The organism is Haloarcula sebkhae, assembly GCF_014647415.1.
Taxonomy (GTDB): Archaea; Halobacteriota; Halobacteria; order Halobacteriales; family Haloarculaceae; genus Haloarcula; species Haloarcula sebkhae.
Map to the genome: position 1 here is coordinate 219,184 of NZ_BMPD01000005.1, position 15,902 is coordinate 235,085.

The window sequence follows — 15,902 nt, forward strand, 5'->3', positions numbered from 1 at the left end:
AGTAATAGCAATTGACGTCGATCGGTCCCTGCTGTGGCCGGCATAAACAGCCACTGGTGGCGACTGTTCAGAATTCGGCCAGCAATCTTATCAACCGTGATAACTACAGTCGGATAATGCACTTCCCCTGGGGTCAGGAACGCGCCCAATCAGCTCCGCTCGGGCTGCTACTGGTCCTCAGTCTCGTCATCGTCGGGTCCGGCGTCGTTGTCAGCCTGGGAGCGACGGCGCTAGTCGATACTGAGGCTGGGCTCGATGTCTCACGGGCGGAAACGGGGATGACTCAGCTGGACTCACAGGCGGCGCTGGTGGCGCTTGGGAACGCTGACAGCCAGCAGGTATCACTCGTCGGGACAGACCAATCCACGTACCGAATCGACGACACTGCGGGTCGGATGACGGTCAATATCACCAACCACTCCGCTTCGCCCTCGACGACAAGGACGCTGATGGATGAGCGACTCAGCGCGGTTGTCTACGAAAACGGGAATCAGAAAGTCGCCTATCAGGGAGGCGGGGTATGGCGGCGCTCCGGCAGTGGCAGTGTCATGGTTTCACCGCCGGAGTTCTACTACCGCGATGCGACGCTGACACTCCCGCTCATCACCGTCCGGGGTGACCACTCGCTTGGCTCACGGGCAAGCATTACCAAGGACAGCACGACGCAGGTGTATCCCGATCAGGCAGCCGGGAACGTCAATCCGCTGGATACGGGGACGGTCAATATCACCGTCGAGAGCGAATACTACCGGTCCTGGGGGCGCTACTTCGAAGAACGAACTGACGGTGACGCGCACTACGACCACGAAAACGACAGCGTAACCACGACGCTGGTCGTGCCGACGGGGCCGCGGGAAGTGACGAGTGCCGTCGCGGCCACGTCCGCGGGCGGACAGATTACGCTCTCCGGTAGTGGCACTGATCCCGCACGAACGGACAGCTACAACTCGTCTGTCGGCGATTACTCGACCTCACGGGGATCGTTCGGGACAATCACCACAGCCGGTGACGTGTACGTGAAAGGGAACAGCGAGGTGGACGGCACTGTTCGGTCCGGTGACCGGGTCGAGGTCAAAGGCAGCGGCGTCGTCACCCGTGATGTGGAATACTCGAGCACGAAGCACATCAAAGGCACTGTCAACGGCGATATCAGCCAGATCTCGGGCGTCGAGGGGGCCGGCGCCATCGACGGCCTGGTGGATCGGCGAGTCGCCAACGCAAGCGATACCAATGACAATGGTGCGACCGGTAGCATTTCGGGCAACCAGCTTGTCACTGGCGACCAGACGTTGGACGCGGGCACATACTATCTTGAAGATCTGACGCTGGACGGCGAGACGCTGACGATCAATACGGGTGGTGACGACGTGACCATCGCCGTCCGGGACTACGTCTACATCGAGAACAACGGACGGATCAAAGTCAACGGTGACGGGAAAGTCCGCCTTTACGTCAAAGGCAAAGCCACGTCCGCCACCGGCCACCACTTCCACATCTATCGTACCGGGGACGTCGACGTTGATACCGCGCAGAACTCGACACAGTTCTGGGTGTACGGCAAGTCGGACTTCGACGCCGTCATCGAGGGGGACACTGATACTCCGCAGTTCGAGGGCGTGATTTATGCACCTGCCGGCGGCGTCGGTGCCAGCAGTGTCCTACTCAAGAAGGCGGAACTGTACGGTGGCCTCGTCGCTGGGTCCGTCACGGTCGATAACGGCGGGCTGGTCCATTACGACCGGGCGCTCAGAAGCGAGCGAGCCGTCCCGAAGAACACGAACATCATCCGGCTGACGTACCTCCACGTCTCGAAGAACCGAATCAACGTAACCAGCGGGTAGTCGACCGGTTACTGGTCGATTTCGACCGCGATGTCGTGGTAGACGACGTACGTCCGGTCGATTCCCCCGGCGGGAGCGGTAAAGTTACACCAGCCGTTGGCCGCGCACGTGAACCCTTCACTCTCGAAGTACGACTGCCAGAGCTCTTCGCGTCGTGGATCAGAATCGACACTGACGTTGACATGTTCGATGTTGCCACCGGTATCAGCGAACGAGACGTTGCTGTTCCGGTGGCTTGTCCGGACGAGCACCGTCGACCCACCCAGACTTTGCTGGCCACTGGCGGTCGTGCCGACCACGGTGATGAGTACGCGGTCGTCTGAGACGAGTATCGGCGGCGTTCGCTTTTGGACCCCACCATCCCGGTTCGTCCGGTACACTGCCCCGGCCTCGTATACGATCTCCCGCTCCTGATTGCCGGCGTAGATGATCGGGCGTATCTCCCAGGTCCCGACGTCTTTGGGAGCGGTCCCGTCGTGGACCTGTACCGATATCGTCGTGTTTTCGCCTGTCCTGAGCGATGCCTCGCCGAGGCTGACCTCTGTGGCACGGCTCGGTGCACCCTGCTTGTGGAGGTCCGCGATGTTGTCCGAGAGCACATCGAATGCCCGCTCAGCGTTCTCCATCTGCTCCGCGTCCCGAGCGTTCTGTAACGCCCCCAGGCCGCTCACTGAGACGAGGATAATCGACGCGACGATAAGGCTGAACACCAGGGCAAAGCTCAGTACTTCACTTACGGCGCGATCAGCCATTTTGGACCTCCAGTTGGTCGTCGTAGAAGACGGTTATCACACCGCCGCCGGCGGTAGAGTCCCCCAGGTCTGTCCGGGTTTTGAGTGAAACAGTCACAGACACCTCCGGCGATGTCGATTCGAGCGTGAGTTCATCGGCGGCGGAGTCAATCGAGACCCGGTAGCCGGACCCACTCACCCGCGCCGGGAACGTGTGGTTCAGTCGCACAGTTGGGTCGTTGTCGGCAGCGACCACCAGCCGATCAACACGAGCGATGTCAGAGGCCACCTGCTGTCCGATGACTTCGAGTTCATCCCTGATGACCTGTTCCTGCCGATTTTCGACGAAGTTGCCGCCGGCAATGAGGAGGCCAGACACCAGAATCGAGGCGATAGCCAGACTCAGCGTGTAGCTCAGCGTCGTCGAGACGGCGCGGTTACGACGCATCTGGCTCACCCGGGGCCACCCGTATCTTTGCCTCGTACCGTAAATTAGAGGTGTCGTAGCGGTAGCGGACAGTCGCGTTATAGATCGCGATAGTGCTGAGCGGCGATTTGGGCGCTGTACCGAGTGGGTTTGCTGGCCTGCTACCGCGAACGACCATCGAGTAATTCCCCTTGATCTGGTCGCCCCGCTTGTAGGTAATGTTGTACTCGTCGCCGACGCCGTGAGCGAACCGCCCATCGAAATCCCCACCCTGGAGCGCGAGACACGGTTCGCCCTGGACCGTCCCGCCGGTCACGTCGATATGGGCATATGGCTCCTCGATAGAGACGCCACACTCCTGCGTACTTGGCGTACCCGCTGGCCTTTCGACTGACACGTTGACCGTCCCGCTGGGTCCGACACTGCCCCAGATACGCATCTTCCATTTCGAGTTGCTACCGGTCCCATTCGCGGTGACGACGAACTTGCTTCCCGAACTAGGGAGCGCTGTCGCGTTGATGACGAACCGTCTGGTCGCGTTCGTTCCGTCACTTGGGCGCTTGATCCGCTCTCCGACCGTCCAATCGGTGCTTGGTGTCGCTTCGCTGGAGTTGAACACCGACGTATCATTCTGGGCGATCCGCGTGCCGTAGGTCGGCGAGCCGGCGAGTGTGACGTTTACCAGTGTCCCGCTCGTGACCCGCTGGCGCTCCGTCTGTGTACTGACGGTCCGGATGCTCTCACGCGTACCGGTTTTGAGTGTTGTTTGGTTCGAGTGGTTGTACCTGTTGGCTGCGGTGATTCCCTGTCCGACATTCGACTCTACCATGGCCCGCATCTCCAGTGCGTCGTTGCTCCCGGCAACCTCGCCCCGGCTCGCGAGGTTCTGCGTGTAAATCGCGGAGTTGACGACCAGCGCAAGGCCGATGAACGTCACTGCAAGCGCTAACGCGGCGATGAGGATTATCTGTCCGCCTTCGTCGTCGTTCAGATGCGCCACGCGACCACCTCCACGCTGACCGTGTTGTAGACGTTCTTTCCGGTGTCCGAAACCGTATAATCGGTCGCCGGGTCACCGAGCCGCGTGCTGTTGCGCGTCCCGTCTGCATCACGCAGGTGATCGTCGTCCATGAGTGTGATTGTGTGGCTCGCACGCACCGCGTTGTCGCTCGGTTCCCCGCTGTAGACGTAGCGGGTCGTGACGGTTTTTTCCTGCGTGTTCTGGAACCTGAAATAGACGTTGTACGCGATTCCCCGTTGGTCAAACGCGCGTTCTAACAACTCTCCGAACCGATTGTCCGGCGGCCCGTTCGTGTAGTACTCCCGGCCACCGGCCGTGTTGTGGAACTGCGCCGTGCTGTTGTCCCAGTAGAGCACAGCCGGCTTTAGCGCGTCCTCTGCCGCCGCCGAGGCAAGCACTCCATGGCAGATTGCCTGCTGTTGGTTCTCGATGTGCTGACTCGACGTACTCGCCGACAGCGGTGTCACCGCTGTCATCTGTAGCGCGAACACCAGGCTTGCCAGTAACAGCATTCCACTGACGATGGCTTCGAGCGTGTGTGCCTGCGCGCGCATGCTACCACATCACCACGCGGACTGTGACATCCTGCCCGTTCAGCGAGACCACTCGCAACGCAGTGACCGACGCGTCGTTGTTTGCCGGCGGGTTCCCGCCGGTTGTGAGTATCGTCCCACAGCCACCACTGGCCGGAACGAGTTCCTCGTCTGTTCTATCCCAACAGAGCGTTTCATCGGCGGCTGCCGTTGTCGTCGCGTTCCCTCTGATTGTGACGTTCACATTCTCCAGAGCCGGGTCGAGGCCAACCCGCTCCTCCACACTTCCGCCGGAGTCGTAGCCACACCCTGTCGGTGGTGCGTTCCCAGCGAAGAACTCCTGCGTACAGTGCTCGTCCAAGACATACGGTTGCTGTGGCGAACCGAGCATCCCCATTGTGAGCCCGTCGGCTACTCTATCGGTCGTAACTGTCTCCTCTTGGACCCCCGCAGAAAACGGCGACAACAGCCCCGGAATGAACAGGAAAATGAATATCAGAACGCTCAGAAAGAGGGTCATACCGATTGCGAAGTCCAGCGTCGTCTGTCCGCGGCGGCGCTCTTCCATCCGGGGTAACCGGCCGACAAGCTGGTTGGTAGACTGCGTCTCGTTTCTCCTACGGTTCATAAGCCTGAGTCACTGAACTGAGATTACTGTAGGGATGGTATCAGGCGTTATAACCATTGTGGCCGTACTGTAGCTCCGATTACCAGATCTGCGAACTCTCTGATAGGCGGATACATTACCGGGTTGAATTGAGACCGTGGGGCCGGTTCTCTATGTCCCCGTGCTTCGATGGGTTTAAGCAATCCCATCGGGAAGCAATCAGTGCACGCAAGGGCTCGTAGATCAGGGGTAGATCACTCCCTTGGCATGGGAGAGGCCCCGGGTTCAAATCCCGGCGAGTCCATCCTCGTTTTACCGCCACAATTGAAGAATCCCCCAACACTGTTAGACGGGCTAGCGATGAAGCCCGGTAGCTTTTATTATACCCCAGATAATTGAAATTGCAATCACATTCAGTAACGATCTAAGAATACATTCAAATATTAATAAGAGCGGGCCAATACTTGCGCGTTCTCCACAGGCTCATTCGAACTGATTTCAGGCGTGCTTCGTAGGTCGCTCCTAATCCTCCAGATGCAAACAGTCAGGAAGTCAAATCCAACTGCTGTTTGTTTGCTGTTAACATGAAATGAAGCCCTACTGTCATATAGAAGATGGCACAAACGGTAATACATTATCCTGATTGATCATCGAAGCGTTGGTGAACACAATACAGACGTAACGGAACCAATCGTCTATAGTGGGAGTCGTGCTGGTTTGGGACTGAGTAGATGCTGTTCAAAGTCGGCGGCCCTGATTGAGCTATCATTAATTAGATTGAAACAGTACACTTATGTGCAATAGTTGGTATGTAATTGGATATGTTCGAGTGGGGCAGCCGGGGGGCTGGAGACCGGGGTGTATCGCACGTTCTGGGTGTGGTGTTGTTGGCAAGTGCAGTCATTATCGGTGCTGTACTGATCGTTCAAGTGGGGCAGCAGACGATCGGAGATATCAACGACGATGCGAATGTCGAGCTCGCTGAGGAGGTGCTGCTGTCGGTTGATCAGAGCTTCCAGCGGTCGGCTACGAATGAGTCAATCAAGATTCCCGACCGGGTTCGGTCTGATGTCGCCGTCTCTGACGACGCGGCATACAATCTGACGCTGAACGGCCGCTCGGCCTGTTCAACGGGGAACCGATCGTTGCAGACGATTCGGTATCAAGAGAACGGCCAACAGGTCGGCTACCAGGGCGGGGGTGTCTGGCGGATGACCGAGTCGGGTGCGACGATGTCGTCGCCCCCAGCAGTGAACTACGACAACGGGGCGCTGTCGGTCTCGTTCGCGAATATCTCCGGGCAGCAGATCGAGGGGAGTTCAGTTGCGATTCAGTCGAACGCGACGGCCAAGCGGTCTCACGAAGCGGCACTGCAGATGGCCCTGTTCACTGACGCGTCCTACGAGGACGCACGAACCGGCTCAATTTCGTCACCCAGCTATGAGTGTACTCCGTCGCAGGTCGCCAACGCCACACTGACTATCCAAAACAGTAGCTATTCCCGCGCCTGGGCGGACTGGGCACGGAGTACCTACGATGATCAGTATGTTACGGTGGCCCCGGCGTCTGTCAAGCCGGGAGAGACCGTTCACATACGCTTTGCACTCGGCGATGTGACGAACCCGAAGTTCAAAGTCGAGGATGTCACGGTCAAGCCGGTTCCGTCAGACCCCGGAAAGGCGGAGGTAACAGCGACGGTCCGTAACACCGGGGGCCTGGAAGGTACGCAAGACATCACGCTGAAGCACAACCAGTCGGGGTCACCAAGCGAGGTGGACGAGAGAGTACCCCTCGCCGGCGGCGAATCGACCACTGTGAGTCGGTCGCTGAGCGTCTCGACTGCGAAGCCACACAACTTCACTGTGGAGTCAAAGCAGGACGAAGACTACAAAATCATCAAGTATGCGTCCCCCCACGGAACGCCGTCGCTGGACGTCACTGGCAATTCGATTCCGGCAACAGCACGACTGAACCAGGTCCCAGCGGCCCCGGTCACGGTCACGAACACCGGGCAAATGACCGCAGATCAGGAGGTTACCTTCCGCGTCAACGGGACGGTACGCGCGACGCGAAGCGTGCTGGTTGATCCGGGAGAGAGCCGAACCATCGACTTCGGTCCGTCGCTGCCGACTTCGGAGAACGGGACGTACGATCTAGAAGTCGAGACAGGGGATGACTTATATTCGCAGCACACCGATGACGGCCACTACTTCATCGTCGGTGACGCAGGTGTCTTTGAAGTTTCGTCTGTCTCGCCGCCGGGTGGATTGCAGAGTGGGGATACGGCGACCGTCGAAGCGACGGTGGAAAACACCGGTGACATTCGGAAATCCACCGACGTCGAAGTCCGTATCGAGAACGCAACGTCTGGCAGCGTTGTTGCGTCACAGAAAACGACGCTCACGCTCAACGGTACGCGTCGGGGAACCGAGTCGGGGACTGCTTCAGTGACCAGTAACCCGATAACAGTCGGGTCACCACAGCATTATGTCTATGTTGTCGATACACCGGACGACACTCAGACAGGGTCCTTCGTCGTCGGTTCCTCGCCCCCACCGCTGTTCGAGATCACTGCTGCGGACGTCCAGAACCCCGTTACGCCGAACAACCAGACGACCGTCGAGTTCACTGTCGCGAACACTGGCGGCACGGAAGGGAAACAGACACTGCGTGTCGAGTATAACGGAACGACTCACATTGCGGAGGACGAACGGCTCGCCCCCGGAAAAAGCGTCACGCTCAATCGGACTGTCACAGCGTCTGGAAAGCCCGGCAAGTACTTGCTAACGTTCTCAACGGCGAACCGGTCGCGACAGGCGACGCTGTACGTCCAGCCGGACTCGCTGCTCGAAGGGAACGGCTCGACAATCACGATCCAGCAGTCCGTCAATGCCTCGGTTGAGCTGAAGGGTGCGGATCTAGAGGGGTTCAACTCGGAGGACTCGTACATCTTCCACGCACCCGTACAGATGTCGTTATATGTCGACAACGGGTCCAACCAGCAGTCGATCGGACTCTGGCGATGGTACGAGAACGGCGACATCAACGGCCCACACGCGGAGCAACGCCTCGTCTCTGACGAGCACGAGAACCCGTACTACTACTCCGATTCGTTCGAGCCCGGGACGGAGGTTTCAGTCTTCGCAACAGCCTATGGCTGTGACGGATATACCTTGACCGACCCCTTAATCAGACTTGCAGATGAGAATTATGATACAGCGTACTGTAGCGATTGGGATATATATGACACGACCACTGTCAGTCAGACACAGAACCAGCAGAACCTCGTCATTTTGAACGACGGCGACGAACTCCCGGCATTTGAGCAGGCACAGTGGTACCAGCGAGACATTCGGGACACGCTCGGCAACCGTGTGAACGACACGGGGTATCTCCAGCTTGGCGATGGGGAGCGCGCTTTCCTGTATGAACTCTCAAAAGAGAACGCAGACCCAGCCAACGCGGCGAATGGCGGTGACCCGGACTATAACGACGCCGTTGTCCTGTTCACAGTCAATGCGATCGAAAAAGACGTACAGACGGGTCCGGAGTACGAGTTCATCGATGCCGACGTCACCCCAAGCAAAGTTGATGAGACCACCGACGCGACGCTGACGGCTGAAGTAATAAACGTCGGCGGGAAGAGCGGTGAAGTTACTCTAAAAAGTAGCTTCGATGGCAACAGTTCCGGGACGAAGTCGGCGACAATTGAACCCGGTGAGACCGAGACCGTCACGTTCACGCTTCCGACTAGTTCAAAACCACCTGGAGAGTATCCATACACGGTCTCTATTGCCGGCTCACAGAAGCAGGCAGGCGGGAACGTCCGCGTTGGCGATACATCAGAGCACTTCATGCAGGTCGACTCAGTCCGCGGACAGAGCGTCATCGACAGCGACGACACCGCGACTGCGACCGTCAACATCACCAACGTCGGTGGCCAGGCTGGCACAGATACCGTTGCCCTCCGTGCGAAAAACAAAGACGATGCGAGTCCGTCGTTCACCACTATCGACTCAGAAACGATGTCGACGATACTATTGCCCGGTGAAACACGGCAGTTTACGCTCGATCTGCCGTCTAGCCGCGGTAACTACACCTACTACGTCGAAACGTCGAACTCCACATCCCCGGAGCAGTCGTTCTTTGTTGGGGAGTCGAACGTTGTGGTCAACGACACGCAGTCGGTGAACATTGGCGCGGAGACCTACAACACCTCAGAGCTAATCGAGCGTCGCGGCGACGCACAGCGGATGACTGTAGAGGTGCGCAATAACGGAACCGTCGGCGACGAGCGGGAAGTGAACCTCACAATCAAGAACAAAAGCGACGGGTCGACCGCCTTCGCAGGCTCCAAGATGGTCACTGTCGGGAGCGGCGACCTGACCAATACCGATCCGTACCCCGCGTGGGCGGGCTACGACGTCGATCTCGACCCCGGTTACTACACCTATGAGGTGACCGTGTACGACGAGACAGCGAGCGGCACCGAGGCCGATACCGCGACGGGCGAAATATATCTCAAGAACGTCGACGAAACCGGGGCGACCGGAAACGACTCACCGGTTACGGTCGACTCAGACACGGTGACACTCGGTAGCTAAACAGTCGCAGCGGCATCCTTCTGCAGTCGCTCGTTCGTTCAGCAGTTCACGGACAAGGCACTACGGCGGTTTTCAGGATTCGAACGCCAGCGGTGGCTCTCACCGGTCAAGCGCACGCAAAGAAAAACTGAGCTGTGTTGAACCGAATTAACCGAAGAGTTCGCCGAGGCCCTCACCGCTTGCCTCGTCGTCTTCGTCGTCATCGTCGTCGCCGCCGTCGTCGGCAGCCTCTTCTTCGGCTTCCTCGTCGGCCTCGTCGGCCTCGTCAGCGTCACCCTCTGCGGGTGCGGCCGCACCACCGCTTGCCGGCACCGGTGCCGCAGCGGCCTGGTCGACGGCCTCCTCGATGTCGACGTCCTCGAGGGCGGCGACGAGGGCCTTAACGCGGGATTCCTCGACGTCGACGCCCGCGGCGTCGAGCACGTCAGTGAGGTTGGCTTCGTTGATTTCTTCGCCCGATTCGTTCAGGATGAGTGCAGCGTATACGTATTCCATTGTTGTAGTGTGTGTTGTTAGAACATCTCTCCGAGTGCGTCGCCGGCGTCGCCATCATCGTCGTCCTCGTCGGCCTCCTCGGCCGTGTCGTCGGCGTCCGCGTCGTCCTCGGATGCGGTGTCCTCGTCTTGGTCGTCAGTCGGTTCCTCTGTCGCCACGTCGGCCTCGACGCCTTGGAGCTCTTCCGGGAGCGCCTCTTCGTCGTCGATCTGCGAGGCGAGCGCACGGACCTGTGCGTCAGCCTTGCTCACGAGGTCAGGCACGACCTCGGGGTCCTCGATGGCCGCCTGGAGCGCGAGGCTCTTGGCGTTGCCACGAGCGGACTGGAGCATCGTCGGGGCCGTCGTCGCAGTCGGGTAGTCGGCGTTGACCGAGAGATTGAACGCTCGGCCGGCAGCCGCCTGGATGTCGCTCCGGTACTCGTCGACGTCGAGTTCCAGTTCCTCGGGTTCGAACAGCACGCCGTCGGCGAAGACGGCGCGAAGGTCGAGACCGACCTCCTTCGGTTCGATACCGAGTTCGTTCAGAACGTTTGCGAGTTCCTGAGAGACTTCCTCGCCGGTGTCAAGCACCGTCGAGTCGGAAAGGACCTGAATGGAGCCTTCCTGAATGCGTGCGTCGGCACCCACGCTCTGGAGTTCGCCGACGAACGGACCGGGGTCGACGCCCGTGTCGCCTTCCGGAATCACGATGTCGTTCGGGGCCACTTCGCCGGCACCGATGGGTGCGGGCGTCTTGGAGGCCTCGAGTTCCTGAAACAGCGAGAACGGGTTGTCGTCGGTCCCGATGAGCCCGACCTGCCCGGTGATGTAGCTGTTGAGGTCTTCGAGTCCGTCGTCGACTTCGTCGAGCGCACGCTCGAGGAGCGTGTTCCGGGAGACGCGAAGCTCGGCAGTCCCGTGCAGGTCGCGTCGCATGTCCTGCAGCTGGCGGGACGGGATCCCGGCGATGTTGACGACGCCGACGCTCTCGTAGGACTCGATCATGTCCACGATGGCGTCGACCTCTTCCTGCTTCCACTCGGGGATAGTTTCCGTCTTGCGTTCGGATTCGGCGCTCATATCAGGCAACCTCCATCGCAGGCCCCATCGTCGTCTTCACGTAGACGCTGTCGATGTTGAGCGGGCCCTTCTCGAGGTCCGCGTGCAGACGGCGGAGGATAACGTCGACATTGTCCGAGATGTTTTCGGCGGACATGTCCTCCGCGCCGACCCGCGTGTGGAACGTTCGCCGTTCCCCGCTGCGGAGCTGCACGGTGTTTTTCATGCGTTCGATGACCTCGACGACGTCGTCGTCGGGGTCGAGCGGTTCCGGCATCTTCCCACGCGGACCGAGGACGGTCCCGAGGTAGCGACCGATGTCCTGCATCAGATCCTTCTCCGCAATGAAGAAGTCAGTGTCATCGGCGAGGTCCTTGGCGGCGTCGTCGTCGCCACCCAGTTCCTCGAGTTCGTCCTCGTCGAGTACGTCGTCTGCGACTTCCTCGGCACGGAGGGCGGTTTCGCCCTCGGCGAAGACCACAATAGTGGTCTCCTGACCGGTGCCAGCAGGAAGCACGACGGACTCGTCGACGCGGTTCGACGGGTCGTTAAGATCTAAGTCGCGCAGGTTCACAGCGAGGTCGACCGTTTCGCGGAAGTTCCGCTCAGGTGCGTCCTCGAGTGCGCGCGAGACTGCGTTCTCTATTTCCTGATCTGCCATTGTTCACCTCCGTAGTACGCCAATCGGCTTCTACGGGTCAGTGAAACAGGCGGATGCCTGTCTCGTGCGGGTAGACGCCAATGCGACACTTAAACCCGTCGAACCAGCCCAAGGACCGCTGACAGGCGTGTTTCCGGTTCGCAGGGACCAGCCGTTGACGGGGGTCTAGCCGACAGTGCAGTGGCTCAGTAGTGTCGAAAGCAAGGGAAAACACACGCCAGTCGCACGGCGGTCCGACTTACGCCTGTGCTTCGGCCGCGAACACGTCGTCGTACTCGCCCGCGTCGATGCGTTCCTTGAACTCGCGTGGGTTCTCGCCTTCGATGGTGACACCGAGGGAGGTGCACGTTCCGACGACTTCCTTTGCGGCGTTCTTCAGGTCGTAGGAGAGCAGGTCGGGATGCTTCTGCTCGGCGATCTGCTTGACCTGATCGACGGAGAGGTCAGCGACGAAGTCTTCCTGAGGCTCGCCGCTGCCGGTCTCGAAGCCAGCCTCGTCCTTGATGAGTTCGGCCGTCGGCGGGACACCGACTTCGATCTCGAAGGAGCCGTCGTCGTCGTACTCGACAGTGACGGGGACTTCGGTGCCGTCGAACGCTGCCGTCTGGTCGTTGATCTCCTGTACGACTGCCTGCACGTCCACCGGTGTCGGGCCGAGTTCCGGACCGAGTGGCGGGCCAGGGTTGGCCTCCCCACCGGGAACGAGGACTTCGATAGTTCCAGCCATACATAGTGGAATCCTCGCGGCAGTTTAAAGGATTGCGTTTCACGGATCGCTGCGTGAGGCTCCCGCACGCACGAACACTCTTTGGACGCAATATCGGGACTACCAGCGCACCAAAGAATAGGTTCCCCGCCGCCTCAGGCGAACGTCACGCCATGCCGTGCAAGGAAATCACTCGCGTCTTTGATTTCGACCGGGGAGCCGATTATCCGAACCTGTTCACCCTCTTGATGAACGCTCACAGTGAACCGTTGTTCCAACTCCTCGCGAATCCCGTCGAGCGCACCGACTGGCAACAGTATCTGCGTGCTGTCGCGGAACCGACTCGCCGCTCCCATTATCGACACATGACGCAGGATACCCTATAGGTGTGTCGAATTACATGAGCATTGTTTGACCATTTCGAACGGCAGAACGGCCCCGTTATCCCGTGTCGATGTGGCGGCGTCGGCGAGGGAGGAAAGCCTTATTCGGTGCGAGGGGCCGACATACATCTAATGGGGCTCGAAGAGGAGATTCAGGAACTCGAAGACGAAATCGCAAGCACTCCCTACAACAAGTCTACAGAGGCCCATATCGGTCGGCTGAAGTCCAAGCTCGCGGAGAAAAAAGAGAAACTCGAACAACAGGCCTCCTCGGGCGGCGGCGGTGGCTACGGCGTCGAGAAACACGGTGACGCGACCGTCGCGCTCGTCGGGTTCCCCAGCGTCGGAAAGTCGACGCTGCTGAACGCCCTCACAAACGCCGAGTCCGAGACCGGTGCATACGAGTTCACCACGCTCGACGTCTATCCGGGGATGCTCAAGCACAAGGGGGCGAACATTCAGATTCTCGACGTCCCGGGTCTCATCGAGGGCGCTGCCGGCGGCCGCGGTGGTGGCAAGGAAGTGCTGTCCGTCGTCCGGACCGCGGACCTCATCGTCTTCCTCATCTCCGTCTTCGAGATCGACCAGTACGACCGACTCAGCGAAGAGCTGTACAAGAACAAGATCCGACTCGACCAGGACCCGCCGTGGGTCAACGTCCGGAAGAAGGGCAAGGACGGGATCTCGGTCAACACGGCCACCGGCGTCGAACTCGACGACGAGACGGTCAAAGCTGTCTTGCGCGAACACGGCTACGTCAACGCCGACGTGACCATCGGCGAGCAGATCGACATCGACCAGCTCATCGACGGGGTGATGGACAATCGCGTCTACCTGCCGTCTCTTGTCGCCGTCAACAAGGCCGATCTCATCGAGCCAGACTACCTCCCGAAAGTCGAAGACGAACTCCGAGAGCGGGACATCGACCCCGAGGAAGCGATCTTCATCAGCGCCGAGGAGCAAAAAGGGTTGGATAGCCTCACCGAGCGTATCTGGGATGAACTCGGCCTGATCCGGATCTACATGGACAAGCCGGGCCGTGGTGTCGACCGCGAGGAACCGCTGATACTCCGCGAGGGCGATACCGTCGACGACGCCTGCGAGAAGCTCGGTGGGAGCTTCGACGAGCGGTTCCGGTTCGCTCGTGTGACCGGCCCGAGTGCCAAGCACGACGAACAACAGGTCGGGCGCGACCACGAGCTCGCGGACGAGGATATTCTGCGGATCGTCGCCAACCGATAGGTGTCGCGCGCTGGCTCGCGCGCACACGTGATCTCAAACCTCGAAGGGCGCTGGAGTAGATGCGTTCATGCGTGTGGAGCCCTGCGACCAGATATGGATCGTGGTCCCCGACGCCGTCTTGTTGCCGTCGTCGTTGCTGGCCTCGTCCCCTGGACAGTGGTGGTAGTCGGGACGGACCTGACGCTCGTCTTCTCCTTTGGCCTGTTCAACACAAACCCGCCGGACCTCCTCTCGGTCTACAGCTACTTCGTTCGGCTTACCGACGCCCTCCCGCAGTTCATCGAGTCGTGGGGTTCGGGTGTCCTGCTGTATGCCTTTGCCCTGGCCAGCGCCGTCGCCGGTGTCGTCTGGCGTGAGGACGTTCGGCTCACTGCCCTCGCACTCGCGGGTGCAGGTCTGACTCAGTTGCCCGTGTTTCTGGGATTCAACAGACGGCTCAACTACGTGGCTGTCCCGGTCGGTTCCCTCGTCCTGCTTATCGTGGTCTGGTGGTACTATCTACCGGCCATCCGGGCCGACACATCGACGCAGTGACCGCGGTATCGAATCCGGACGGAACCGCCTGTGGCGGTAGCCTTTTCGCTCGCTCGGACCACATGCCGCGTATGTGGTCACTCGATCATACGATGATGCGCGTCGAGGATCTGGACGCCTCGCTGGACTGGTACACGACACACCTCGATTACGAGGAGAAGGGCCGCTGGGAGGCCGACACCTTCACCAACGTCTTCCTCGGTCCGGAGGATGTCCACGACGAGGGCGCATTGCTCGAACTGACGTATAACCACGACGGGCGCTCGTACACGATGGGCGACGCGTGGGGGCACATCGCCGTCCGCTGTGACGACGTGTACGAGGCCTACGACGAGCTGATGGACGCCGGCGTCGAGGACTACCGCGACCCGGACTCCTGTGGCGGCTCATACGCCTTCGTCACGGATCCCGACGGCCACGAGATTGAAATCGTCGAGCGGGACCACGGCGCGAAGTGGTCCCTCGACCACACCATGATCCGTGTCGAAGACGCTGAACAGGCTATCGGCTGGTACACCCGGAAGCTCGACTACGACCTGTTCCGACGCGAGGAGTTCGATGATTTCGCGCTGTACTTCCTCAAACCCGAGGACGCCCCCGACGAGGCGATGTCGGTCGAACTCACCTACAACTACGACGGTCGGTCCTACGAACTCGGCGATGCATGGGGACATCTCGCGGTCCAGACTGATGACCTCCACGGCGCGTGGGAGACGCTGATGGGGCGCCACGCCGAGGACTACCGCAACCCCGAGAGCTGTGACGACCGCTATGCGTTCACCAAAGACCCCGACGGCCGCGAAATCGAAATCGTGACGAACTGACGGCACTGGCCGGAAGTGGCTGCTCTCACACCACCTCTATTCTCACGCAGTAGCGATCAGAAGATGATCCTTCCGCGGAGTCGTTTCTGAGCCAGCAGTCAGGGTCTGTGTAGCCCTGGTTTCTCAGTCCAATGAGATCAGCTCGAATATGTACATCTGGGCCGTCAGACGCTCGAATGACGATCCTGTTCTAGACCTACGATCCCCTTATACCACATCTAATCACCACTGATAGTGTCCCTAGACTTGAATG

The 15,902-nt window shown here is 59.8% G+C and carries 15 protein-coding genes and 1 tRNA gene; 6 read left to right on the plus strand and 10 right to left on the minus strand.

The genetic code is table 11. The annotated features are described in order from the left end of the window. Positions 1 to 116 precede the first annotated feature (116 nt). Positions 117 to 1,841: a polymer-forming cytoskeletal protein gene (locus IEY38_RS15375; RefSeq protein WP_188979221.1), complete on the plus strand. Its 1,725-nt coding sequence runs from the start codon at positions 117 to 119 to the stop codon at positions 1,839 to 1,841. An 8-nt stretch (positions 1,842 to 1,849) separates the two neighbouring features. On the opposite strand, the gene IEY38_RS15380 is transcribed toward IEY38_RS15375, so the two are convergent. Genes IEY38_RS15380 through IEY38_RS15400 form a run of 5 tightly spaced genes read right to left on the minus strand, consistent with a single transcriptional unit; the run spans position 1,850 to position 5,181 of the window. After that, complete coding sequence (locus IEY38_RS15380; protein ID WP_188979223.1) at positions 1,850 to 2,593, minus strand: DUF7289 family protein; 744 nt, start codon at positions 2,591 to 2,593, stop codon at positions 1,850 to 1,852. Then, entirely contained in the window at positions 2,586 to 3,020 is a 435-nt protein-coding gene (locus IEY38_RS15385; RefSeq protein WP_188979224.1) for a DUF7266 family protein, read from the minus strand. Before IEY38_RS15385 ends, IEY38_RS15380 begins: the two co-directional genes overlap by 8 nt. Beyond that, the gene (locus tag IEY38_RS15390) at positions 3,010 to 3,999 is read right to left on the minus strand and encodes a DUF7261 family protein (RefSeq protein WP_188979225.1); all 990 of its coding nucleotides are present in this window, start codon (positions 3,997 to 3,999) and stop codon (positions 3,010 to 3,012) included. Before IEY38_RS15390 ends, IEY38_RS15385 begins: the two co-directional genes overlap by 11 nt. Next, a complete protein-coding gene (locus IEY38_RS15395) occupies positions 3,987 to 4,574 on the minus strand; it encodes a DUF7288 family protein (protein WP_188979226.1) in 588 nt (195 codons plus the stop codon). The genes IEY38_RS15390 and IEY38_RS15395 overlap by 13 nt, the downstream gene beginning before the upstream one ends. A 1-nt stretch (position 4,575) precedes the next feature. Continuing rightward, on the minus strand, positions 4,576 to 5,181 hold the full coding sequence (locus tag IEY38_RS15400) for a DUF7287 family protein (RefSeq protein ID WP_188979227.1): 606 nt from the start codon (positions 5,179 to 5,181) through the stop codon (positions 4,576 to 4,578). A 211-nt stretch (positions 5,182 to 5,392) separates the two neighbouring features. On the opposite strand from IEY38_RS15400, the gene IEY38_RS15405 reads away from it, so the two are divergent. Then, a tRNA-Ala gene (locus IEY38_RS15405) sits at positions 5,393 to 5,464 on the plus strand. Positions 5,465 to 5,981: 517 nt separating this feature from the next. Next, positions 5,982 to 9,764, plus strand: coding sequence for a DUF7289 family protein (locus tag IEY38_RS15410; RefSeq protein ID WP_188979228.1), 3,783 nt, complete (start codon positions 5,982 to 5,984; stop codon positions 9,762 to 9,764). A 147-nt stretch (positions 9,765 to 9,911) separates the two neighbouring features. On the opposite strand, the gene rpl12p is transcribed toward IEY38_RS15410, so the two are convergent. The 5 genes from rpl12p to IEY38_RS15435 all read right to left on the minus strand — a co-directional run bounded on the left by rpl12p (position 9,912) and on the right by IEY38_RS15435 (position 13,022). Then, positions 9,912 to 10,259 carry a 50S ribosomal protein P1 gene (gene rpl12p / locus IEY38_RS15415; RefSeq protein WP_121535095.1) on the minus strand — a complete coding sequence of 116 codons (348 nt, stop codon included), beginning with the start codon at positions 10,257 to 10,259 and terminating at the stop codon, positions 9,912 to 9,914. 17 nt (positions 10,260 to 10,276) lie between these two features. Further along, complete coding sequence (locus IEY38_RS15420; RefSeq protein ID WP_188979229.1) at positions 10,277 to 11,320, minus strand: 50S ribosomal protein L10; 1,044 nt, start codon at positions 11,318 to 11,320, stop codon at positions 10,277 to 10,279. A 1-nt stretch (position 11,321) separates the two neighbouring features. Next, positions 11,322 to 11,960 (minus strand): 50S ribosomal protein L1, encoded by a 639-nt coding sequence (locus IEY38_RS15425; protein WP_188979231.1) that lies wholly within the window; start codon positions 11,958 to 11,960, stop codon positions 11,322 to 11,324. 238 nt (positions 11,961 to 12,198) lie between these two features. Beyond that, positions 12,199 to 12,687 (minus strand): 50S ribosomal protein L11, encoded by a 489-nt coding sequence (locus IEY38_RS15430; RefSeq protein WP_004591731.1) that lies wholly within the window; start codon positions 12,685 to 12,687, stop codon positions 12,199 to 12,201. 134 nt (positions 12,688 to 12,821) lie between these two features. Beyond that, positions 12,822 to 13,022: a VNG_1110C family protein gene (locus IEY38_RS15435; protein WP_004591733.1), complete on the minus strand. Its 201-nt coding sequence runs from the start codon at positions 13,020 to 13,022 to the stop codon at positions 12,822 to 12,824. Positions 13,023 to 13,181: 159 nt separating this feature from the next. Between IEY38_RS15435 and IEY38_RS15440 the strand changes: the two genes are divergently transcribed. The 3 genes from IEY38_RS15440 to IEY38_RS15450 all read left to right on the plus strand — a co-directional run bounded on the left by IEY38_RS15440 (position 13,182) and on the right by IEY38_RS15450 (position 15,649). Then, entirely contained in the window at positions 13,182 to 14,291 is a 1,110-nt protein-coding gene (locus IEY38_RS15440; RefSeq protein ID WP_188979233.1) for an OBG GTPase family GTP-binding protein, read from the plus strand. Positions 14,292 to 14,384: 93 nt separating this feature from the next. After that, positions 14,385 to 14,825 (plus strand): TIGR04206 family protein, encoded by a 441-nt coding sequence (locus tag IEY38_RS15445; RefSeq protein ID WP_188979235.1) that lies wholly within the window; start codon positions 14,385 to 14,387, stop codon positions 14,823 to 14,825. A 71-nt stretch (positions 14,826 to 14,896) separates the two neighbouring features. Further along, positions 14,897 to 15,649: a VOC family protein gene (locus IEY38_RS15450; RefSeq protein WP_188979238.1), complete on the plus strand. Its 753-nt coding sequence runs from the start codon at positions 14,897 to 14,899 to the stop codon at positions 15,647 to 15,649. Positions 15,650 to 15,902: the final 253 nt, after the last annotated feature.